This window comes from Nonomuraea sp. NPDC049714 (assembly GCF_044465295.1).
Lineage (GTDB): Bacteria > Actinomycetota > Actinomycetes > Streptosporangiales > Streptosporangiaceae > Nonomuraea.
In genome coordinates, this window is record NZ_JBITLM010000014.1 from 243,985 (window position 1) to 264,217 (window position 20,233).

A 20,233-nucleotide genomic window follows, 5' to 3' on the forward strand; every position below is an offset into this window, starting at 1 on the left:
GTCAGTGCGCCAGGACCGAGGCGTCCTCCGGAGGGATCTCCGGGGCCGAGACGCGCAGCCAGCGGCAGCCGTACCCGTCGAGCGGCAGGCTCACCCGGCCGCTCTCGGGCACCTCCAGCGTGCCGTCCACCAGGAGGTCGGTGAGCCGGCAGCCCTCCAGGCCCGTCAGCGACAGCTCGACGTCCGCGCGGTCGTCGCCGAGGTTGTGCACCGCGAGGACCGTCGCGCCGTCGGCGTCACAGCGGTGCGCGAAGACCGCCGGGTCCCCCGACGCCAGCACCGTGTACGTGCCCCAGGCCAGCTCGGGGCACTGGCGGTAGCGCTCGATGAGCAACTGGATCCAGCGCAGCAGCGACGAGGTGTCCCGCAGCTGGTCCGCCACGTTGACCCGGTCGGGGCCGAAGTCGCCTTCGGTCATCGCGCGCACCGGCGTGCCCCTGGTGAAGCCGCCCTCCTTGGACCACTGCATGGGCGTGCGGACCGCCATGCGGCCTTCGGCTCCCAGGTCCTCGCCCATGCCGATCTCCTCGCCGTAGAAGAGCACCGGGGTGCCCGGGAGCGAGAACAGCAGGCTGTAGACGAGCTTGACGTGCCGCGGGTCGCCGCCGAGCATCGGGGGCACCCGCCTGCGGAGGCCGCGGCCGAAGAGCTGCATGTCCTTGTCGGGGCCGAACGCCGCGAAGATCTCCTGGCGCTCGTCCTCGGTGAGCTTGTCCAGGGTCAGCTCGTCGTGGTTGCGCAGGAACACCGCCCACTGGCAGTCCTTGGGCGGCGCGGGCCGCTCCTTGAGCGCGGCGGCGAGCGGCGCGGCGTCGCCACGGGCCAGCGACAGCCAGGCGCGCTGCATGCCGATGAAGTCGAAGCACATGCTGAGCTGGTCGCCGAGCCCCTCGCCGAAGTAGCCGAGCAACTCCTCGTACGGCACGTTGACCTCACCGAGCAGCACCGAGTCGCCCTTGCGCCGGGTCATGAAGGCACGCAGGTCGGCCAGCACCTCGTGCGGGTCGGCCAGCTTGGGGGCGATGTTCTCGATGAGGAACGGCACCGCGTCGACCCGGAACCCGGCCAGCCCGAGCTCCATCCAGAAGCCGAGGATGCGGGTGATCTCGTCGCGTACCTCCGGGTTGCCCATGTTCACGTCAGGCTGGTGGCGGTAGAAGCTGTGCAGGTAGTACTGGCCGCTGCCCTCGTCGAGCTCCCAGACGCTGTCCTCCTTGTCGGGGAAGACGAGCTGCGCGGGCTCCGGCCCCGGCGTGTCGGACCAGACGTACCAGTCGCGGCGCGGCGAGTCCTTGCCCGAGCGCGCCTCCACGAACCAGGGGTGCTGGTCGGAGGTGTGGTTGACGACCAGGTCGGCGATGACCCGCAGGCCGCGGTCGTGGGCGGTGCGCATGAACTCCACGAAGTCACCCAGCGTGCCCAGTCGCGGATCGACGCTGTAGTAGTCGGTGACGTCGTAACCGTCGTCCTGCTTGGGCGTCGGATAGAACGGCATCAGCCACAGGCAGGTGACCCCCAGCCCCGCCAGATAGTCGATCTCCTGCGTGAGCCCCCGGAAGTCGCCGATGCCGTCACCGTTCCCGTCCTTGAACGTCTCCACGTCCAGGCAGTAGATGACGGCGTTCTTCCACCAAAGGTCGCTGGTGTACGTCAGTCGCATCGCGCCTCACTACCCCGGGAGGCCGCGATCTCACAACGCCCACAAGTGACCGCATTCATTGACGCACTACGACAAGTCGCCACTAAGGTCTGACGCGACACGATCCACTGGAAGGGCCACCATGAGCGACTACGCGATCACCTTCGACCTGATCGACACCGACAAGGACGGCCGCATCTCCGCCGTCGAGCTGGTGCGGCTGATGGAGGTCCTCGGCCGCCCCATCACCCTGGACGCGGCCCAGGAAGGCGTCCGCAGGCTCGACCGCGACGGCGACGGCCTCATCGACGTCACCGAACTCGGCACCTTCCTGCAGCCCTGACGCGGCGGCCACGTCCCCCTGGCCGAGTCGCCTGGAGCCTCACCGGCGGCGCTAGCGTGGGGCCGTGTTAACCGACATCGAAACCTTCCAGGAGACGCTCGCAACCAGCGGGATGCCGCCTGTCCTCAGCGCGCGCCACGACCGCAGGGAGTTCCGGGCCGCCGTCGCGGCGCGCGACCTCGGGCCTCTCAAGCTGATCGAGCTGGTCACGCCCGAGGGCGAGTGCTTCCGGGACGCTCGTGGCGTCCGCGACACCGACGAGGAGTGGTGGCAGATCGACCTGATGACGCGGGGCCGGGCACGCGTCGAGCAGGGCCGCGGCATCGCCGACCTCGGGCCGACTGACCTGGTCCTCATCGATCCGGCGCGGCCGGTCCGGTTCGCCAGCACCGCCTCCACGCACGTGACCATCCTGGTGCCCCGGCGGGAGCTGCGGCTCCGCCCGGGCGACGCCGCCAGCCTGGCCGGCGTACGCATCAAAGGCGACCGCGGCCCGGGCGCCCTGGTGTCCTCACTGGCGCGGAACATGGCACGGAACATGGCCCGGTCGCTGACCGGGTTCCGCGCCGGTGAGGCGGACCGATCGGCGGCCGCGGTGATCGAGCTGATCTCGGTGGCGCTCGATGCCCAGCTGGGCAACACGCGGCCGGGCGCCGACGAGACGCTGCGCGACCGCGTTCTCGGCTACATCGAGGCGCGGCTGTCCGACCGAGATCTCGCCCCGGCCAGGATCGCCGCCGCACACCACATCTCCGTACGCCGGCTCCACAAGCTCTTCGAAGACCAGCCGCTGACCGTCGCGGCCCTCATCCGCCGACGCCGCCTGGAGCAGTGCCGCGCCGACCTGGCGCGAAGCGACCGGACGGTCGCGGCTGTCGCCGCCCGCTGGGGATTCGCCGATCCGGCGCATTTCAGCAGGCTCTTCAAGGCGACGTACGGCTACAACGCGTCAGCGCTGACGTCCAGTGACCGTGCACGGGCAGTCAAGGCGCCCGCCGCCCGGCCTAGCGAGGATGGGGGCGCCCGAACTACAGAAAGGTGATCGCATGGAACAGTCGGTCGAGGCGATGAGCACCATTCCAACCAACATGTACGAGGCCTGGAACCGCGGGGACGTCGCCGGTTTCTTCGCGGATTTCGCCGAGGACGCCCTTTTCGCGGAGCTTGAGGGAACCATCTACCGGAGCCGCGCGGAGGCGATCACGGCACACGAGGCGCTCCTCGGCACGGTGATGAAGGGTTCCCGGCTGGTGCGGGGCGAGGTGCCGTTCGCCCGGATCATCAGCCCGGGCGTCGGCGTGGTCCACAGCCGCGTCGGCATCCTCATGCCGGGCGAGGAGGAGCCACCGTCGACGCGCTTCTCCATGCAGCTTTTCGTCGTGGTGTGGCGGGACGACCGCTGGGTGGTCGTGGCCCTGGAGAACGCGCGCCTGCTGTCCCTGGAGACCATGGCGGCTCTGGAGACCATGGCCTGACCAGGCGGCGTCTAGGCGGTGTGCAGGTAGACCTGGCCGAAGACCTCTGACAGGTGCTTCAGGTCCGTGGCGTTGTCCACCTCGGGCGACGCCGGGTCGTAGACGGTGGCCAGGCGCGGGCGGATGGTGGTGAGCTTCTTGAGCTGGTCCCAGGTGGTGTTGGCCGCCCACTTCTCGCCGTAGGCCCGGCTGACCTGGCCCTGGCCGTCCTGCCAGCGGGTCCAGAGGGTGACGGTCTCGGCGGCGTCGTGCTGGAGCGGGGCCGCGACACGGTCGGTGATCGACGTGGTGGCCTGCTCGGGGGTGAGCTGGGAGGTGCCGGGGGCGGCGAAGCCGGCGTCCTCCGCGGCGATCTGCGCGTAGGCGTCCCAGGCGCGGGCGCGGACCTGGATCCACTGGTTGCGCTGGGCGGTGGCGGCGTCGATCTGCCAGGTGGCGTACTCCGTGGCCAGGTGGCCGCCGTCGAGGGCGAGCTGGTCCACGAGGCCCTTGGCGAGCCAGCCGCCGACGCGGTCGGCGTCGAGCAGCGGATACTTCTCGGTGATCGCCGTCTTGCACTCTTCGTTGACGCCGCAGCCGAACACCGGCATCAGCGTGTGCACGGCGAGCTTCTTGCCCGGCGCCGCCTGGCGGAGCGCGGCCGAGGCCTGGGCGACGAAGGCGTCCAGGTCGTCGGCGGTCTCGAAGTCCTTGTCGTACCCGAGCTGCGAGCTGAACCGCACGCCCACGACCCCCGGCTGTACGGCGAGGGCGGCGAGCTTCTTGGCCGCCGCGGCGAGGTTGCCGGCCTTGTAGTCGTCGGCCAGTTCGGCGTCGATCCAGATGCGCATGCCCGTGTCGGCGGCGGTCTTGGCGGCCTGGCCGGTGGGGGTCTCGGCGGCCTGCTTGGCCTGGGCCTGGGTGACCCCGTCGGGGCCGACGAAGCAGGGCTCGGCGGTCTGGCACTCGGGGGTGCCGCCGTCACCGCCGCCGTCGTCGGGGCCGGGGGCGCCGCCGTCGTGCATCTCGCCGTCGCCCTCGACGTCGAAGTCGGCGCACTGCTCGCCGGACGTGGTGCAGTCGACGACGTTGCCGTCCATCGGCCCGGTGTCCTTCATGTTCTGGCCGTCGTTGCCCAGCCAGAAGTTGGCGATGTCGTCCACTTCGTCCGGGGTGGCCATCCAGTGGCAGACGACGTACGCGGGGGCGTCCTCGGACATCAGGTCGTTGCAGCTGCGCGGGTCGTCCTCCGACCACGCGGGGACGCCGATGCCGAGCAGGGAGAGGGCGAGGCCGATGACGAAGATCTGCCGCAGTCGCATGGCGCCTAACTTCCGAGGGGGTGATCGTCGGGCATATCGCACAATATCCGGCTGATCAGTATCGTTCAATGCGATCAGCCCCTTTGAGGCGGCACGAGTAGCCGTACCGAAAATGGCGCGACACCAGGTCAGCGGTACGGGCACACTGGTACCTGTTTGGGTGTTTCCAAGGGGGCGGCGTGCGTACTTTCATGGGTGATCTCGGCCTGCTCCGGGATCGGCGGTTCGCCCTGCTCCTGTCGGCCCGGACCATCTCGATGCTCGGCAGCTCCTTCGCCCCCGTGGCCCTCGCCTTCGGCATCCTTGAGCTCCCCGGCGCGACCGCCACCACGCTGTCCGTGGTGCTCACCGCCGAGGCGCTGCCCATGGTGCTGTTCATGCTGTTCGGCGGCGTGCTCGCCGACCGGCTGCCGCGCCAGCGGGTGATGATGGTCGGCGAATGGGTCAACGCGCTGGCGTTCTTCGCGCTGGCCGCGATGATGCTCAGCGGCTGGACCCCGCTGTTCGCGATGGCGACGGCCGCGGCCTTCAGCGGCGTGGCGATGGCGGTGCTCTATCCGGCGCTGACCGGGATCATCCCCGAGGTGGTGCCGGCCGACCGGCTGCAGACCGGCAACGCGCTGCTCGGCCTGGGCTCCAACGTGTCCCGCGTGGCCGGCGCGGTGCTCGGCGGCGGCACGGTGGTGCTGGTCGGCGGCGGCTGGGCGCTGGCGGTGAGCGGCGCGCTGTTCGCCGTGGCGGGGCTGCTGCTCGCGGCGCTGCGGCTGACGCCCGGCGAGCGGGCCGAGGGCCCGGCGCAGTCGGTGCTGTCGGACCTGCGCGAAGGATGGCGCGAGTTCAGCTCCCGGCAGTGGATCTGGGTGGTGGTCGCGCAGTTCTCGGTGCTGGTGATGGCGCTGCAGGCGGGGCACGGCGTGCTCGGGCCGCTGCTGGCCAAGGAGAGCCTGGGCGGCGCCCCGGCCTGGTCGGCGTTCCTCGCCGGTGAGGCCGTCGGCACGATCGCCGGCGTCTTCGTCTCCCTGCGCGTGCGGCCACGCCGCCCGATCCTGGTCGGCACCCTGCTCTGCCTGCCGTCCGCGCTGCCGTACTTCCTGCTGGGCGCGGAGGCCCCGCTCTGGGCGAGCGTGCTGGCGGCGTTCGGGCTGGGGGTCTGCTTCGACGTCTTCGGGGTGCTCTGGCAGACGACCATGCAGCGGGAGGTGCCGGCGGAGTCGCTGTCGCGGGTGGCCTCGTACGACGCGCTCGGTTCGCTGATGTTCGGCCCGCTGGGGCTTCTGCTGGCCGCGCCGGCGGCGGCGGTCGTCGGCCCGCAGGCGGCGCTGATCGGCTGCGGGATCCTCATCGTGCTGTCCACCTGCGCCGCGCTGCTCTCCCCCGCCGTGCGCAACCTTCGCGCCCCGCTGCCCGAGCCGGTCTCAGGCTGACCGGAAGTGGTCGCGGGCCCGCGGCTGGAACATCAGCGCCACCGCCCCGAGCACGGCCAGCACGTGCAGCGCCCTGCTGCCGCCGAAGAGCAGGTCCCGCACGCCGGCCTGGGCGACGGCCTCGGTGATCGAGCCGCCCGCCAGCAGCCACTGGACCGGCGCGACCACCATCGAGAGCAGGCCGAGCACGCCCAGCAGGCCCGTCAGGCTCCAGCGGGCCCAGTCACGGCCCTGCCACATCCGCCAGATGAGCAAGCACGCGGTCCCGAAGACGACGACCCGCAGGCCGACCCCGGACAGCACCTCACCGGCACCGGCCGTGCCGCTGGACAGCAGGCCGGTGACCGCGAGCACGGTCTCGAAGATCCCGGCCGCCACCGCCACCAGCCACAGGATGGCGGCGGCGTGCACGGTCTGCGGGGTTTGCGTGGGTGGTGCGACGGTCTTGGTCATGCCGAGAAGTCTGCGCCGCCACCCCCTGTCGGGGCAGGCCCGCCGCCCCCCGAACCGCAGGTGGGGCCCGCCCTACTCGGCTGTTCCGCTGGTCCGCAGCCCGCGTGAGGGGGTCCGCTCGTGCAGCCCGAACCGCGCCTCCGGCTCGTGGTCGCCGTCGAGGACCCGGGCCACGTACGCGGCCAGCTCCGGGGCGTGCTTGAAGCCGTGCCCGGAGTCGCCGCCCAGCAGCCACACGCCCGGCGCGACCTCGGCGATGATCCACTCGGTGTCGGGGGTGAGCGCGTACTGGCAGACCTGGCTGAAGAGCACCGGCGCCGACACCAGCGAGGGGAACCGCCGCGCCAGGTAGGCCCTGGCCTGGGCGACGCCGGCCTCGTCCACGGTCCGCTCGCCGTGCTCGGGATCGTACGGCGCGCCCTCGATGTCGGAGGTGGCCTTCATGCCCACGCCGTCCACGTCACCGTGCCCGTACGCGGCCGCGCCGTGGTCGACCCAGGCGGGCGTGCCGGGGACGGTCCACTCGGCGGGCACCGCGAAGTGCAGCGTGTCCTGCTTGGTGACGGTCAGCGGGACGTCGAACAGTCCCGGCAGCCAGGCGCCGCACGCCCACACCACCCGGTCCGCGGCGAGCACCTCGCCGCCGACCCGGACAGCGCTCCGGTACGGCGCGTCGTCGCCGGTCACGGGCACCGCCCGGCCCCTGACCAGGCGTACTCCGGCGGCCTCGGCCAGCTTGGCGGTCACCTGGGTGGCCCGCCGCGCCCTGATCACGCCGGCCTTCGGCTCCCAGAGCAGGAAGCTGAGGTCGTCCCCGCGGAACTCGGGGAAGAACCGGGCGCCGTCCGACGGGTCCAGCACCTCACACGGGATATCCAGATTTTTCAGGACCCGGGCGCTGGCGCTCTCCCAGCCGTCGGGCGTCCCGGCGAACCACATCATGCCCGCCTCGTGATAGAGCTCCTCCCCTGCCCGCTCGGAGAGCCGCCGCCAGCCGTCCCGGGCCTGCCAGGCCATCCGGGCATACCAGTCCTCCGTGCCGTGCGCGCAGCGCATCAACCGGGTCTCGCCCGCGCTGGCCTGCCGTACATGCCCAGGTTTGTGCTGCTCGACCAGCGTCACCTGCCAGCCGCTCTCGGCCAGCCGCAACGCCAGCGATGATCCCCAGATGCCCGCCCCGACCACGACGACCGTCTTCATGGCATTACGGTGACCGCAAAACACCGTTTCGCGCAAGGTCAAATGATGATGAGCGTGGCCACGACGCCCGCGCAGTTGCCGGCCACGCAGATCCGCACCGGGACCCGGAACACTCCGGACGCGGTGGGGACGCCGCCGACCCGACCGTCCGGGCCGATGGTGACCCCGGCGGGCACGGCTTCGTAGCTGGTCACGGTGAAGGTCGGGAGCACTCCGGAGGGGCCGCCGTTGATCTGGATCCGGCCGTCCAGCGGCCGGCCGATCCTGCCGGGGAAGGTGAGCGAGCTCGGATACCAGGGCACGTTGCGCAGCACCACGAACGTGACCCGCTCCTCCGCGCAGGCCCGGCCGCTGCACAGGCGGACGGGCGCGTTGTAGGTGCCGACGCGGTCCGGCGTGCCGTACAGTCTGCCGCTCGCGTCCACCCCGACGCCGGGGGCGAGGTCGGTGGCCGCCTGGAAGGTCACGCCCTTTTCGGTCGGCGTCAGGCTCCGGCTCACCTCGATGCCCTCGGTGACGTAGAAGACGTCCTCCAGCAGCCGGTCCGACCGGGTCGCCTCGGGGGCGCCCCACGCCAGCTGGATGGCTTTCGGCCCGACCGACGGCAGGGCGGGCAGAAGGGCGCACATGGCCAATCCGGCAACCAGGAGTGTCCACGTTTGCCGCATGTTTACCCCCCGGTGCTTCTGTCCAGCTACGTACCCCTTTAAGCGCGTAGCGTCACCCCCATCTCACGCATAGATAATCGGGGTCATGGTCGCTGAATCCGCCCAGACCCTGGAGCGCGGGCTCCGCCTGCTGAGGCTGCTGTCCGACGGCAGGAACGGCCGCACGCCCACCGAGCTGAGCACCGAGCTCTCGCTGAGCCGCCCGGTGGTGTACCGCCTGCTGACCACGCTGCTCAACGAGGGGTTCGTGCGCCGCGACGCCGAAGGCCGGGTGCATCTGGGATTCGGGGTGCTCGTGCTGGCGCAGGCCGTACAACCTCTCCTGAGAGCGGCGGCGCTGCCGACGCTGCGGCGGCTGGCCGAGCGGGTGGGCGCGACCGCGCACCTGACCGTCGCGGAGGGTGCGGACGGGCTGGCCGTGGCGGTGGTCGAGCCGTCGTGGACCGACATGCACGTGGCCTACCGCGAGGGCTCGCGCCATCCGCTGACCAAAGGCGCGGCCGGACAGGCGATCCTGGCCCTACGCGAGGGACGGGCCGAATATCTCGCGACCGAGGGGCAGTTGCAGGAGGGCGCACGGGGGGTGGCGGCGCCGGTGACGGGGCTGCCCTGGCTGGAGGCCTCGGTCGGGGTGGTGACGTTCGGGCCGCTGGAGGAGTCCACCGGCGCGCGGGTGGTCGAGGCCGCGGCCGAACTGGCCGGCGCCCTGGGTTGACATGTCCGGGGCGATGACGGACCGTGGTCACACATAGAGGACGGATGCGTCCGCTATACGGACAGCTTGTGGAGGAGTAGATGCCGTACTACCGCGTCGTGGGAGAGGTGCCTCGCAAGCGCCACATCCAGTTCAGGCGGCCCGACGGCGGGCTCTACGCCGAGGAGCTGATGGGCGAGGAAGGCTTCTCGTCCGACTCCTCGCTGCTCTACCACCGCCATCTGCCCACCGCGATCGTCAAGGCCGAGGCCGTCACGGCCACCACCGACACGCGGCTGGAGCCCAACCTGCCGCTGTCCCCCCGCCACTTCCGCACCCAGGAGCTCACCGGCGCGGGTGACCTGGTGGCCGGGCGGATCCTGTTGGCGGGCAACGCCGACGTCCGGCTGTCGTACGCCACCAGCGACCAGCCCAGCGAGCTCTACCGCAACTCCATGGGCGACGAGTGCGTGTACGTCCAGGCGGGCCGGGCCCGCTTCGAGTCCACCTACGGGGTGATCGAGGCGGGGCCCGGCGACTACGTCGTCATCCCGACCGGCACCATCCACCGGTGGGTGCCCGACGGGCAGGTCAACGTGCTGGCCATCGAGGCGTCCGGGCACATCAGGCCGCCCAAGCGCTACCTGTCCCAGCACGGCCAGTTCCTGGAGCACGCGCCCTACTGCGAGCGCGACCTGCGCGCCCCCGCCGAGCCGCTGACCGTCGAGGGCGGGGAGGTGCCGGTGCTGGTGCGCACCCGGGGCGGGCTGACCAGGCTCGTCTACCGCCACCACCCCTTCGACGTGGTCGGCTGGGACGGCTGCCTCTACCCGTACGCGTTCAACATCGACGACTTCGAGCCGGTGGTGAAGAAGACCCACGCGCCGCCGCCGGTCCACCAGACGTTCGAGGGGCCCGGCTTCGTGGTGTGCTCCTTCTGCCCGCGCCCGCTCGACTTCCACCCCGACTCCGTGCCGATCCCCTACAACCATCACAACGTGGACTCCGACGAGTTCATGTTCTACGTGGGCGGCGACTACTCCGCACGCAAGGGCTCGGGCATCGACGTCGGCTCGATCTCCCTGCATCCGGCCGGCTTCACGCACGGGCCGCAGCCCGGCGCGGTGGAGGCCGTCATCGACGCCGTCGCCAAGGGCGTCACCACCACCAGCGAGATGGCGGTGATGGTGGACACCTTCCGCCCGCTCGACCTCGGACAGGGCGCACTGTCCTGCGAGGACACCGGCTATGCCTGGACTTGGTCACGATGACTTCCTTCCCGACGACGCTCTTCACCGCTCTGGTCGACGACGCGGGCCTGTTCCCGCCGACGTCACTGCACATGTCCGAAGCCCTGGGCCGCCACGAGCGCGACCAGGAGCGCGGCACCCGGATGCTCACCCACCGCTTCCTGTGCCCGGCCAGCCGCCTCGACGCGCTGCGCCGTGAGCCGTTCACGCCCCGGCGGATCGGACTGATCGTCGACACCGAGGAGGTGCCGCCGTTCGACGACCTGCCGGTCGACTTCGTCGAGGTGCGGCCGAACGACGACCACAGTCTCGATCACGCCGTCCGGGAGCTGCACACGTCGCTGCCGCCCGGCGTGCGGCTGTTCGTCGAGGTGCCGCCCAGGAAGCACTTCTCGGACGTGCCCGAGGGGGTGGGCCTGAAGGTCCGCTGCGGCGGGCCGGAGGCCGGCGACTTCCCACCGGCGGAGCAGCTCGCCGGGTTCATCCGGTTCTGTGCGGACAACGACATACCGTTCAAGGCCACGGCCGGGCTGCACCACGCCGTCCGCCACTTCGACCCCGCGCTCGGCGTCGACCGGCACGGCTTCCTCAACGTGCTGCTGGCGGTCTGCGAGACGGTCGAGCACCGCGACGCGGTGCCGGTCCTGCGCTCCGCGGACGCGGGGCATCTCGTACGGCTGGCGCGCTCCGTGCCCGAGGAGACCGCCAAGCGGGCGCGTCACCTGATGGTGAGCTACGGCTCGTGCAGCACGGTGACGCCCATCGAGGACATGCTCACCCTGGGACTGATCGAGGAGGAAGCGTGAGCTGGGGACTGGACAACCTGCCGTACGGGGTCTTCTCCCCGCAGGGTGAGCGGCCCAGGGTGGGCGTGCGCTACGGCGACAAGGTGCTCGACCTGGCCGCCGCCCTGCACGACGAGGTGTTCGCCGCCCCGACGCTCAACCCGTTCATGGCCCGGGGACGCGGCGCCTGGCACGACACCAGGGCGCTCATCCAGAACAAGCTCACCAGCGACCTGGCCGTCACCGAGCCGCACCTGATCCCGCTCGACCGGGTGCGCCTGCACATGCCGTTCGAGGTCGCCGACTACGTCGACTTCTACTGCTCGCTGGAGCACGCGGGCAACCTCGGCCGGATCTTCCGGCCGGACGCCGAGCCGCTGCTGCCCAACTGGCGACACCTGCCCGTCGGCTACCACGGCCGGGCGGGCACGGTGGTGGTGTCCGGCACGCCGGTGAGACGGCCGCACGGCCAGCTGGGGGCGGGCGTGTTCGGCCCGACCGCCAAGCTGGACATCGAGGCCGAGCTGGGGTTCGTGGTGGGCGTACCGTCCGAGCATGGCTCCCGGGCGGGCGCGTTCGAGGAGCACGTCTTCGGGGTGACGCTGGTCAACGACTGGAGCGCGCGCGACATCCAGGGCTGGGAGTACGTTCCGCTCGGGCCGTTCCTGGGCAAGTCGTTCGCCACCTCGATCTCGCCGTGGATCACGCCGCTGGAGGCGCTGCCCAGGGTCCCCGGCCGGGCCCAGGACCCGCTGCCGCTGGGCTACCTGCGCCGGCAGGGCGACTGGGGGCTCGACGTCACCCTGGAGGTGGCGATCAACGGCGAGGTCGTCTCCCGGCCGCCGTACCGGGGCATGTACTGGACGCCGGACCAGATGCTCGCCCACCTGACCGTGAACGGCGCCTCGCTGCGCACCGGCGACCTGTTCGCCAGCGGCACGGTCTCCGGCGAGCAGCGCGAGGAGCGGGGCTCGCTCATCGAGCTCACCTGGAACGGCGCCGACCCGATCAAGCTGGCCAACGGCGACACCAGGACGTTCTTGGAGGACGGCGACACCGTGACCATCCGCGCCACGGCGGGCGAGGTCAGCCTGGGGGAAGTTTCCGGAACCATCGGATAAGTGACTCAGGGTGCCGTAGGCATGACTCACCGCTAACCTTGAGGGTCCCGTTCCCCGGACAGCAGGAGTGACATGCTGCGGCGTGCCGCGACGATCTTCCTGGCCGCCCTGCTCGCCCTCGGCGGCTGCGGCGTTCAGGGCCCTCCGCCCCGCCCGCCCGTGGTCCACGTCTCCCCGTCTTTCGACACCATGCGGGCCCGCCCCGAGCGGGGGATCGTGGTCAGGGCCCAGGGCGGCACGCTCAGTGAGGTCCTCGCCTACACCGATGGCACCGCCGTACGGGGCACGCTCGACGCCGCGCGCACCACCTGGCGCTCCGACTGGACGCTGCGCCCCGGCTCCGAATACGTGGTGACCGCCACCGCTGCCGGAGATCCGGACGGCCCCGCGACGGTCGCCATGGGGCGGTTCCGCACCCGACCGGCCGAGCGCACGTTCGGCCTGGCCGCCATCGCGCCGCTGCCCGGCGAGACCGTGGGCGTCGGCATGCCGATCATCCTCGACTTCGACACCCCGGTGCGCGCCAAGGCCGCCGTCGAGCGGGCGCTGGAGGTCCGGACGACGCCGCCCGTCGAAGGGGCCTGGCGGTGGACCAGCGACACCCGGGCGGTCTACCGCACCCGGCGCTTCTGGCCCGCCAGGCGGAAGGTCACGGTCACCGCCCACCTGGCCGGCGTCCGCCTCGCCACCGGCGTCTACGGGGCGGCCGACCAGACGTTCGGCTTCACCGTGGGACGCGACCAGACCTCCGCCGTCAACGTGCGGACCCACCGGATGACCGTCCGCCGCGACGGCCGCACGGTGCAGGACATGGCCATCAGCGCCGGCATGGCCACCACCCGCGAATACACCACGACCAGCGGCGTCCACCTGACCATGGACAAGGGCGACCCGGTCCGGATGATCTCGCCCGGCCGCACGGAGGGCGATCCCGGCTACTACGACGTCATGATCGACCACGCCGTCCGCATCTCCGACAGCGGGGAGTACGTGCACGCCAAGGACAACGTATGGGCCCAGGGCCGGGCGAACGTCAGCCACGGCTGCGTCAACGCCCGGCCCGACCAGGCGGCCTGGTTCTACGCCAACTCGCTGCGCGGCGACCCGGTGACGATCACCGGCACCACCCGCGAGCTCGATTGGCAGAACGGCTGGGGCTACTGGCAACTGCCATGGGAAGAATGGCGGCGCGGAAGCGCCCTTTCTTCCGAGGCCTCGAAGCCATCACGACCCCTGCCATAAGGGCAAATCCAGCATTACGGTGGGGGGAGGGGGAACGGTCTCACGTTCTGGACCGTTGTTCCTATAGGAGGCGGAGCATGGATGCATGGATCATCTGGATAATCCTCGCGGTCGTCCTCGGCGTGGCCGAGATATTCACTCTCACCGCCGCCCTCGGGCTTCTGGGGATCGCCTCGCTCCTGACCGCGGCGACCGCCGCCATCGGGCTGCCCGTGCCACTGCAGCTTCTCGTGTTCGCCTTGTCGTCCACGGCGGGGCTGGTCGTCATCCGGCCCATCGCCGCGCGCCACATCCGCCAGCCGCAACTGCGCCGCTTCGGGGTGGAAGCCCTTGTCGGCAAGCCCGCCTACGTGCTGTCCGAGGTCACCGGGCGTGACGGCAGAATTCGCCTCGCCGGCGAGGAATGGTCCGCGCGCGCATATGACGAGACCCTCGTGATCCCCACCGGCGCCACCGTCGACGTCATCGAGATCGACGGAGCGACCGCCCTCGTATATCCCCGGGAGTGACCCATGGATCCGCTGTTGATAGTCGGGCTGTTCATCATCCTTTTCGCGGTTTTCACCGTCCTGAAGGCCGTGCGCATCGTGCCGCAGGCCCGTGCGCGCAACGTCGAGCGGCTCGGCCGCTACAACCGGACGCTCAAGCCCGGCCTGAACTTCGTCATCCCGTACGTCGACCGCGTCTATCCCATGATCGACCTGCGTGAGCAGGTCGTGTCCTTCCGCCCCCAGCCGGTCATCACCGAGGACAACCTGGTCGTCGAGATCGACACCGTCCTCTACTTCCAGGTCACCGACCCGCGGGCCGCGGCGTACGAGATCGCCAACTACATCCAGGCCGTCGAGCAGCTCACCGTCACCACGCTGCGCAACGTCGTCGGCTCGATGGACCTGGAGAAGACGCTGACCTCCCGCGACACCATCAACAGCCAGCTGCGCGGGGTGCTCGACGAGGCCACCGGCAAGTGGGGCCTGCGCGTCAACCGCGTCGAGATCAAGGCCATCGACCCGCCCAAGTCCATCAAGGACGCGATGGAGAAGCAGATGCGGGCCGAGCGTGACAAGCGGGCCGCGATCCTCAACGCCGAGGGACAGCGTCAGTCGCAGATCCTCACCGCCGAGGGTGACAAGCAGAGCCAGATCCTGCGGGCCGAGGGCGCCCGGTCGGCCGCCATCCTGGAGGCCGAAGGCGAGTCCCGGGCCATCGACCAGGTCTTCCAGGCGGTCCACCGCAACGACCCCGACCCCAAGCTGCTCGCCTACCAGTACCTCCAGGTGCTGCCGCAGCTCGCCAAGGGCGACAACAACACCTTCTGGGTCATCCCCAGCGAGGTCACCTCTGCCCTGCAGGGCGTCTCCAAGGCCTTCACCGAGGCCCTGCCCTCGATCGCCGCCCGCCAGGAGTCGGCCACGGAGTCCGCGGCCATCGAGGAGGAGATCGCCAAGGCCGCCGAGGCGGCCGCCGAGGCCGTCGCCGACGCCCAGGAGGCCGAGAGCCCCAAGGGCCCCCGCCAGCTCACGAAGGGCGTCCCCGACCCGTCCCCCTTCCCCGACCTGGACCTGGACAGGGAGCACCGCGAGTCCGGCCGCTGACCCGCTCACGAGATGCCCGCCACGGACATTCTGCGGCGGGCATCCTCGTTCAGCCGATGGGCCTCTGATCAAGCCTCCGGGCCAGACCACGTGCCTTCAGAGGTCAGTCGCCCGAGCCCTCCGGCGGATAATCAGGCGACTTCGAGCAGTCGGCGCACCTCGCTCTCCCGGTGCATGCTCCGCGCCCTGCAGGCCAGCTTGACGGCCGCGTCCGCCAGCGCGAGACTCCGATCCACCTGGGGGATGTCGTCTCCCATCTCGGTGCGCAGCCAGTCGGAGACCTCCGCCCAGGAGTAGACGCTGATGTTGTCGGCCTCGACGACCGGCTCCGGGAATCCCCCCGGCCCTCGCTGCCCGGCGGCCAACTGCCTCAGGCTGGCCTGCGTACGCCCCCCATGCCGCCTCGCCGCGTCCCCCAGCGTCACCCCGTCGTTGTGCTGGACTCCCACTGCCCACAACTCATCGACCGCTCTTAGCTGAACGAGAACGGACAGGATCGCTTCCATCAGACTGTCGGCCTCTCGATCGCACATGAAGTAGGGCGAGCGGCCACTGACCAGTGCGCAGTCATCCAGACCTGCCTCAAAGAGGCGATCGAACTCGTCATCGTCCGGATTTCGATTGAGCATGATACGAAAGTCCTTCAGGACGTTGGCCGTGTCGACGCTCACCACGTAGCCGGCGATCCGGCCCCGCTGGACCAGGTTGAACGTGCCGGGAGTCAGCCCGACGACCTGGCGCTCGCACTCCTTCGGGTCGAGCCCGGCGGCGGCCATCACGAGCGAGACGACCTTGTCGCTGTTGCCGCCCTCGGAGGGCACGCCCATCGTCCGGCCGACGAGGTCCTCCGGCCTCTCCACCGGATGCTTCCTCTTGCTGTAGACGAACCGTACGGCGGAGGTCCGGAAGGGTGTGGCGATGTTGACCAGGGGTTGTTTCGTGGTGGTGAGCGCCGTCATGACGTCGATCTGGCCGAGGCGGCTGACCGGCGCGACGCCCGAGAGCACCGCCTGCATCGCCTGGGACGTGCCCTTGGCCGGCTGCAGGGTGACGTCGAGCCCGTGCTTTTTGAAGTGTCCCCCGGCCACGGCGAGTAACTCGGGCGCGAGGGACAAGGTTTCGATCGGGATGGGGCTCAGAAAGGTCAATCGGCTGCCGTCGCCGCTGTCCGACCCGCACGCGGCCAGCGAACTTGAGCCCAAGGCGGCCGCCGTAGCGGCGAAGGCCGAGCGCCTGAGGAAAGACCTACGGTTGAGAGAAAGGGAGTCATGGGGGGTGATGGGCACGATTGGTCGTCTCCTAGCGGTATTCAGGCCGGCTCACAGCCCCAGCCGACCGAAAGAGACTTGTGCCACATTTCCGTAAATGCCACCCACTTTTCCGCATATCGGAAGGCAATAAAATACCTGGCGACTGTCGGATAAACCACTTCCGGCAGGATACGAGAGCGCCGCGACTTCCTTTCCACGGGGGGCGAAGTCGCGGCTCTCGTCCGTCAGCGCTGGCCGTTGTCGAAATACGTCGCCAGGTCCGCGTCCAGCGGCGGGACGTCGTACGGCATGCCGCCGTCGCGCAGCGACATGGTGGCCATGTAACCCGCGGCGACGCTCATCCGGGCGGCCACCGGGGAGGTGTCCGTGACGCCGCCCTCCCTGACGAAGCGGCGGAACTCGGCGATGATCTGCAGGTCGGCGCCGCCGTGGCTGCCGGTGGCCCGGGGGACCTGGTAGGCGATGTCGCAGTCGTCGCGGTAGTCGCTGGGGCCGGTGTTCCAGACCTTGACGGTGTCACCCGGCCCGTCGCCGAAGTTCTCCAGCCGACCCTCGGTGCCGATGACCGTGTAGTTGCGCACGTAGTCCGGCGAGAAGTGGCACTGCTGGTAGGCGGCGATGACGCCGTTGTCCAGGCGCATGTTCATGACCGAGACGTCCTCGACGTCCACGACGTCGTTGAGGTCCCGGCGGGCGGTGGGCGGCCAGTCGAAGTCGCGCAGCCAGCCTTCGGGCCGCGGCGTGCCGGGCTCCCGGCGCGGCAGGTCGCCGTAGAGCATCAGGTCGCCCAGCGCGTTGACCCGCGTGGTGTAGCCGCCCGCGAGCCAGTGGATGACGTCCAGATCGTGCGCGGCCTTCTGCAGGAGCAGGCCGGTGGTGCGGGTGCGGTCGGCGTGCCAGTCCTTGAAGTAGTAGTCGCCGCCGTAGGAGACGAAGTGGCGCACCCAGACGGTCTTCGGCACGCCGATGTCGCCTCTGGCGATGATGTCGCGCATCAGCCTGACGACGCCCATGTGCCGCATGTTGTGACCGACGTACAGCCTGGTGCCGCTCTCGCGGGCCGCGCGCAGCACGTTGTCGCAGCCGTCCACGGTGATGGCGAGCGGCTTCTCCAGATAGACGGCCTTGCCGGCCCGGAGGCAGTCGATCGCGACGCGCTCGTGGGTGTCGTCCGGCGTCATCACGATGATCGCGTCGAGGTCGTCGCGGCCGAGCAGTTCCCGGTAGTCCAGGGTGGTCACGGGCTCGCCGAAGAGCGCGGCCTGCGCCTTGAGCGCCGCCGGGTCCACGTCGCAGACCGCGGCCACCACCGACCCCCGGCCGGGCTGGTGTGCGGCCAGGGCGAGGCTGGTGCGCAGGCCGAGGCCGACGACTCCGAAACGCAGGTCTTCCACGGGTGTCCTTCCCATCATGTACGGCATTCCGTACGAAACTACTTCTAACCGGGCAGAGCCCACCGCGTGAAGCTGAGCTGTGGGGGCACTTAAGAATCCCTCGATGGACACGGCGGGGAGACAGCGGGCACAGTGCGTTAGGTTCGGATGGGGGGATGCACGCGATGAAAGCGCTGGTCAAGGAGCGGGCCGAGCCGGGTCTGTGGCTGGTCGACGTACCGGAGCCCGTTCTGGGACCGGGCGAGGTGAAAATCAGAGTGCTACGTACCGGCATATGCGGCACAGACCTGCATATCCGGAAATTTGATGACTGGGCGCGGCAGACGCTGAAGCTCCCCCTGATCGTGGGGCACGAGTTCTCCGGGCACGTGGTCGAGGTGGCCGACGGCGTCGAGGACATCGCCGTGGGCGACCTGGTCAGCGGCGAGGGCCACATCGTCTGCGGCAAGTGCCGCAACTGCATGGCCGGCCGCCGCCACCTGTGCCGCAACACCATCGGGCTGGGCGTCGACCGTGACGGCGCGTTCGCCGAATTCCTGACGTTGCCCGCCACGAACGTCTGGGTGCACCGGGTGCCCGTCCATCCCGACGTGGCCGCCATCTTCGACCCGTTCGGCAACGCCGTGCACACCGCGCTGTCGTTCCCGCTGGTCGGCGAGGACGTGCTGATCACCGGGGCGGGCCCGATCGGGCTGATGGCGGCGGCCGTGGCCACCCACGTGGGCGCCCGCAACGTGGCGATCACCGACGTCAGCGACGAGCGCCTCAACCTGGCCACCAAGCTCGGCGTCTCCCTGGCGCTGAACGTCTCCCGCGACACCCTCGCCGAGGGCATGCGCCGGCTCGACATGCGCGAGGGCTTCGACGTCGGGCTGGAGATGTCCGGCAACCCGGCGGCCCTGCGCGACATGATCGCGAACATGACCCACGGCGGCCGGATCGCCATGCTCGGCCTGCCCGCGGAGGAGTTCGCCGTCGACTGGTCCACGGTCGTCACCTCGATGCTCACCATCAAGGGCATCTACGGCCGGGAGATGTACGACACCTGGTACAACATGTCCGTCCTGCTGGAGAAGGGCCTCGACCTCTCCCCCGTGATCACCGACCGGTTCTCCTACCGGGACTTCGACGCCGCCTTCGACACCGCCGCGAGTGGCCGTACCGGCAAGGTCATTTTGGATTGGAGTGCTTGATGTTCACGAACGTACGGGACCAGCTGCGGGCGACGCTGGACGAGATCACCGAGGCCGGGCTGCACAAACCCGAGCGGGTGATCACCACCCCGCAGAGCTCCTCGGTCGGCGTCGCCGGGCAGGAAGTGCTCAACTTCTGCGCCAACAACTACCTCGGCCTGGCCGACAACCCCGAGGTCGTCGAGGCCGCCAAGCGGGCGCTGGACCGGTGGGGCTTCGGCATGGCCTCCGTGCGGTTCATCTGCGGCACGCAGGAAGTGCACAAGGAGCTCGAAGCCCGCCTTTCGGACTTCCTCGGCATGGAGGACACCGTCCTCTACAGTTCCTGCTTCGACGCCAACGGCGGCGTCTTCGAGACGCTGCTCGACGCGCAGGACGCGGTCATCTCCGACGCGCTCAACCACGCGAGCATCATCGACGGCATCCGGCTGTCCAAGGCCAGGCGCTTCCGTTACGCCAACCGGGACATGGCCGAGCTGGAGGCCCGCCTGAAGGAGGCGTCGGACGCCCGCCGCCGGCTGATCGTCACCGACGGCGTCTTCTCCATGGACGGCTACCTCGCGCCGCTGGCCGACATCTGCGACCTGGCCGAGCGCTACGACGCCATGGTCATGGTCGACGACTCCCACGCCGTCGGCTTCGTCGGCCCCACCGGGCGCGGCACCCCCGAGCTGCACGGCGTCACGGACCGGATCGACATCATCACCGGCACCCTCGGCAAGGCACTCGGCGGCGCCAGCGGCGGCTACGTGGCGGCCCGCGCGGAGATCTGCGAGCTGCTGCGCCAGCGCTCACGCCCCTACCTGTTCTCCAACTCCCTGGCCCCCGTCATCGCCTCCGCCTCGCTGCGCATCCTCGACCTGCTGGAGACCTCCAGCGAGGCTCGCGAGCGGCTGCGCGCCAACACCGAGCGCTTCCGCGCCAAGATGACCGAGGCCGGCTTCGACATCCTGCCGGGCGACCATCCGATCGTCCCGGTGATGATCGGCGAGGCCGCCGCCGCGGGCGCCATGGCCGAGCGCCTGCTGGAGCTGGGCGTCTACGTGATCGGCTTCTCCTACCCGGTGGTGCCGCACGGCCAGGCCCGCATCCGCGTCCAGCTCTCCGCCGCGCACTCCACCGACGACGTCGACCGCGCGGTGGCCGCCTTCGTCCAGGCCCGCACCGACCAGCTCTGAGCGCTGG

20 protein-coding genes are annotated in these 20,233 nt (G+C 70.4%); 13 read left to right on the top strand and 7 right to left on the bottom strand.

Features of this window, described 5'->3' with window-relative positions:
* Position 1: 1 nt before the first annotated feature.
* Positions 2-1,660: an alpha-amylase family protein gene (locus tag ACIBQX_RS41425; RefSeq protein WP_397014548.1), complete on the bottom strand. Its 1,659-nt coding sequence runs from the start codon at positions 1,658-1,660 to the stop codon at positions 2-4.
* Between the two features lie 121 nt (positions 1,661-1,781).
* Between ACIBQX_RS41425 and ACIBQX_RS41430 the strand changes: the two genes are divergently transcribed.
* The 3 genes from ACIBQX_RS41430 to ACIBQX_RS41440 all read left to right on the top strand — a co-directional run bounded on the left by ACIBQX_RS41430 (position 1,782) and on the right by ACIBQX_RS41440 (position 3,457).
* Positions 1,782-1,982, top strand: a complete 201-nt coding sequence (locus ACIBQX_RS41430) for an EF-hand domain-containing protein (RefSeq protein WP_397014550.1) — start codon at positions 1,782-1,784, stop codon at positions 1,980-1,982.
* A 64-nt stretch (positions 1,983-2,046) separates the two neighbouring features.
* Entirely contained in the window at positions 2,047-3,024 is a 978-nt protein-coding gene (locus ACIBQX_RS41435) for a helix-turn-helix domain-containing protein (protein WP_397014552.1), read from the top strand.
* A gap of 4 nt (positions 3,025-3,028) precedes the next feature.
* Positions 3,029-3,457, top strand: a complete 429-nt coding sequence (locus tag ACIBQX_RS41440) for an SgcJ/EcaC family oxidoreductase (protein ID WP_397014554.1) — start codon at positions 3,029-3,031, stop codon at positions 3,455-3,457.
* Positions 3,458-3,468: 11 nt separating this feature from the next.
* Here ACIBQX_RS41440 and ACIBQX_RS41445 read toward each other — a convergent pair whose 3' ends face one another.
* Positions 3,469-4,758 (bottom strand): hypothetical protein, encoded by a 1,290-nt coding sequence (locus ACIBQX_RS41445; protein ID WP_397014556.1) that lies wholly within the window; start codon positions 4,756-4,758, stop codon positions 3,469-3,471.
* Between the two features lie 179 nt (positions 4,759-4,937).
* Here ACIBQX_RS41445 and ACIBQX_RS41450 point away from each other — a divergent pair, with 179 nt between their 5' ends.
* Positions 4,938-6,182 carry an MFS transporter gene (locus ACIBQX_RS41450; RefSeq protein WP_397014558.1) on the top strand — a complete coding sequence of 415 codons (1,245 nt, stop codon included), beginning with the start codon at positions 4,938-4,940 and terminating at the stop codon, positions 6,180-6,182.
* Here the strand turns inward: ACIBQX_RS41450 and ACIBQX_RS41455 are convergent.
* From ACIBQX_RS41455 to ACIBQX_RS41465, 3 genes are all read right to left on the bottom strand, one after another.
* Complete coding sequence (locus ACIBQX_RS41455; RefSeq protein ID WP_397014560.1) at positions 6,174-6,635, bottom strand: hypothetical protein; 462 nt, start codon at positions 6,633-6,635, stop codon at positions 6,174-6,176. The genes ACIBQX_RS41450 and ACIBQX_RS41455 overlap by 9 nt on opposite strands.
* Positions 6,636-6,707: 72 nt before the next feature.
* Positions 6,708-7,835, bottom strand: coding sequence for an NAD(P)/FAD-dependent oxidoreductase (locus ACIBQX_RS41460; protein WP_397014562.1), 1,128 nt, complete (start codon positions 7,833-7,835; stop codon positions 6,708-6,710).
* Between the two features lie 38 nt (positions 7,836-7,873).
* Entirely contained in the window at positions 7,874-8,464 is a 591-nt protein-coding gene (locus ACIBQX_RS41465; RefSeq protein ID WP_397014564.1) for a hypothetical protein, read from the bottom strand.
* 124 nt (positions 8,465-8,588) lie between these two features.
* Between ACIBQX_RS41465 and ACIBQX_RS41470 the strand changes: the two genes are divergently transcribed.
* From ACIBQX_RS41470 to ACIBQX_RS41500, 7 genes are all read left to right on the top strand, one after another.
* Entirely contained in the window at positions 8,589-9,218 is a 630-nt protein-coding gene (locus ACIBQX_RS41470; RefSeq protein WP_397014566.1) for a helix-turn-helix domain-containing protein, read from the top strand.
* Between the two features lie 80 nt (positions 9,219-9,298).
* Positions 9,299-10,468 carry a homogentisate 1,2-dioxygenase gene (locus tag ACIBQX_RS41475; RefSeq protein ID WP_397014568.1) on the top strand — a complete coding sequence of 390 codons (1,170 nt, stop codon included), beginning with the start codon at positions 9,299-9,301 and terminating at the stop codon, positions 10,466-10,468.
* Positions 10,465-11,253, top strand: a complete 789-nt coding sequence (locus ACIBQX_RS41480; RefSeq protein WP_397014569.1) for a hypothetical protein — start codon at positions 10,465-10,467, stop codon at positions 11,251-11,253. The genes ACIBQX_RS41475 and ACIBQX_RS41480 overlap by 4 nt, the downstream gene beginning before the upstream one ends.
* Positions 11,250-12,353 carry a fumarylacetoacetase gene (fahA, locus tag ACIBQX_RS41485; protein WP_397014571.1) on the top strand — a complete coding sequence of 368 codons (1,104 nt, stop codon included), beginning with the start codon at positions 11,250-11,252 and terminating at the stop codon, positions 12,351-12,353. Before ACIBQX_RS41480 ends, fahA begins: the two co-directional genes overlap by 4 nt.
* Positions 12,354-12,425: 72 nt before the next feature.
* On the top strand, positions 12,426-13,595 hold the full coding sequence (locus tag ACIBQX_RS41490) for an Ig-like domain-containing protein (RefSeq protein WP_397014573.1): 1,170 nt from the start codon (positions 12,426-12,428) through the stop codon (positions 13,593-13,595).
* 77 nt (positions 13,596-13,672) lie between these two features.
* A complete protein-coding gene (locus tag ACIBQX_RS41495; protein WP_397014575.1) occupies positions 13,673-14,104 on the top strand; it encodes an NfeD family protein in 432 nt (143 codons plus the stop codon).
* Between the two features lie 3 nt (positions 14,105-14,107).
* Positions 14,108-15,190, top strand: a complete 1,083-nt coding sequence (locus tag ACIBQX_RS41500; RefSeq protein WP_397014577.1) for an SPFH domain-containing protein — start codon at positions 14,108-14,110, stop codon at positions 15,188-15,190.
* Between the two features lie 131 nt (positions 15,191-15,321).
* Here ACIBQX_RS41500 and ACIBQX_RS41505 read toward each other — a convergent pair whose 3' ends face one another.
* Positions 15,322-16,305 carry an ABC transporter substrate-binding protein gene (locus tag ACIBQX_RS41505; protein WP_397014579.1) on the bottom strand — a complete coding sequence of 328 codons (984 nt, stop codon included), beginning with the start codon at positions 16,303-16,305 and terminating at the stop codon, positions 15,322-15,324.
* A gap of 380 nt (positions 16,306-16,685) precedes the next feature.
* Positions 16,686-17,855, bottom strand: coding sequence for a Gfo/Idh/MocA family protein (locus ACIBQX_RS41510; RefSeq protein WP_397014581.1), 1,170 nt, complete (start codon positions 17,853-17,855; stop codon positions 16,686-16,688).
* A 164-nt stretch (positions 17,856-18,019) separates the two neighbouring features.
* Here ACIBQX_RS41510 and tdh point away from each other — a divergent pair, with 164 nt between their 5' ends.
* On the top strand, positions 18,020-19,048 hold the full coding sequence (gene tdh / locus ACIBQX_RS41515; protein WP_397014681.1) for an L-threonine 3-dehydrogenase: 1,029 nt from the start codon (positions 18,020-18,022) through the stop codon (positions 19,046-19,048).
* Positions 19,048-20,226: a glycine C-acetyltransferase gene (locus ACIBQX_RS41520; RefSeq protein ID WP_397014583.1), complete on the top strand. Its 1,179-nt coding sequence runs from the start codon at positions 19,048-19,050 to the stop codon at positions 20,224-20,226. Before tdh ends, ACIBQX_RS41520 begins: the two co-directional genes overlap by 1 nt.
* The last annotated feature ends 7 nt before the right edge of the window (positions 20,227-20,233 follow it).

Bases quoted from the DNA above. Each gene is read 5' to 3' on its own strand.
- ACIBQX_RS41425 (WP_397014548.1), bottom strand. From the start codon at position 1,660: ATGCGACTGACGTACACCAGCGACCTTTGGTGGAAGAACGCCGTCATC.
- ACIBQX_RS41430 (WP_397014550.1), top strand. From the start codon at position 1,782: ATGAGCGACTACGCGATCACCTTCGACCTGATCGACACCGACAAGGAC.
- ACIBQX_RS41440 (WP_397014554.1), top strand. From the start codon at position 3,029: ATGGAACAGTCGGTCGAGGCGATGAGCACCATTCCAACCAACATGTAC.
- ACIBQX_RS41445 (WP_397014556.1), bottom strand. From the start codon at position 4,758: ATGCGACTGCGGCAGATCTTCGTCATCGGCCTCGCCCTCTCCCTGCTC.
- ACIBQX_RS41455 (WP_397014560.1), bottom strand. From the start codon at position 6,635: ATGACCAAGACCGTCGCACCACCCACGCAAACCCCGCAGACCGTGCAC.
- ACIBQX_RS41460 (WP_397014562.1), bottom strand. From the start codon at position 7,835: ATGAAGACGGTCGTCGTGGTCGGGGCGGGCATCTGGGGATCATCGCTG.
- ACIBQX_RS41465 (WP_397014564.1), bottom strand. From the start codon at position 8,464: ATGTGCGCCCTTCTGCCCGCCCTGCCGTCGGTCGGGCCGAAAGCCATC.
- ACIBQX_RS41470 (WP_397014566.1), top strand. From the start codon at position 8,589: ATGGTCGCTGAATCCGCCCAGACCCTGGAGCGCGGGCTCCGCCTGCTG.
- ACIBQX_RS41475 (WP_397014568.1), top strand. From the start codon at position 9,299: ATGCCGTACTACCGCGTCGTGGGAGAGGTGCCTCGCAAGCGCCACATC.
- ACIBQX_RS41480 (WP_397014569.1), top strand. From the start codon at position 10,465: ATGACTTCCTTCCCGACGACGCTCTTCACCGCTCTGGTCGACGACGCG.
- ACIBQX_RS41490 (WP_397014573.1), top strand. From the start codon at position 12,426: ATGCTGCGGCGTGCCGCGACGATCTTCCTGGCCGCCCTGCTCGCCCTC.
- ACIBQX_RS41495 (WP_397014575.1), top strand. From the start codon at position 13,673: ATGGATGCATGGATCATCTGGATAATCCTCGCGGTCGTCCTCGGCGTG.
- ACIBQX_RS41500 (WP_397014577.1), top strand. From the start codon at position 14,108: ATGGATCCGCTGTTGATAGTCGGGCTGTTCATCATCCTTTTCGCGGTT.
- tdh (WP_397014681.1), top strand. From the start codon at position 18,020: ATGAAAGCGCTGGTCAAGGAGCGGGCCGAGCCGGGTCTGTGGCTGGTC.
- ACIBQX_RS41520 (WP_397014583.1), top strand. From the start codon at position 19,048: ATGTTCACGAACGTACGGGACCAGCTGCGGGCGACGCTGGACGAGATC.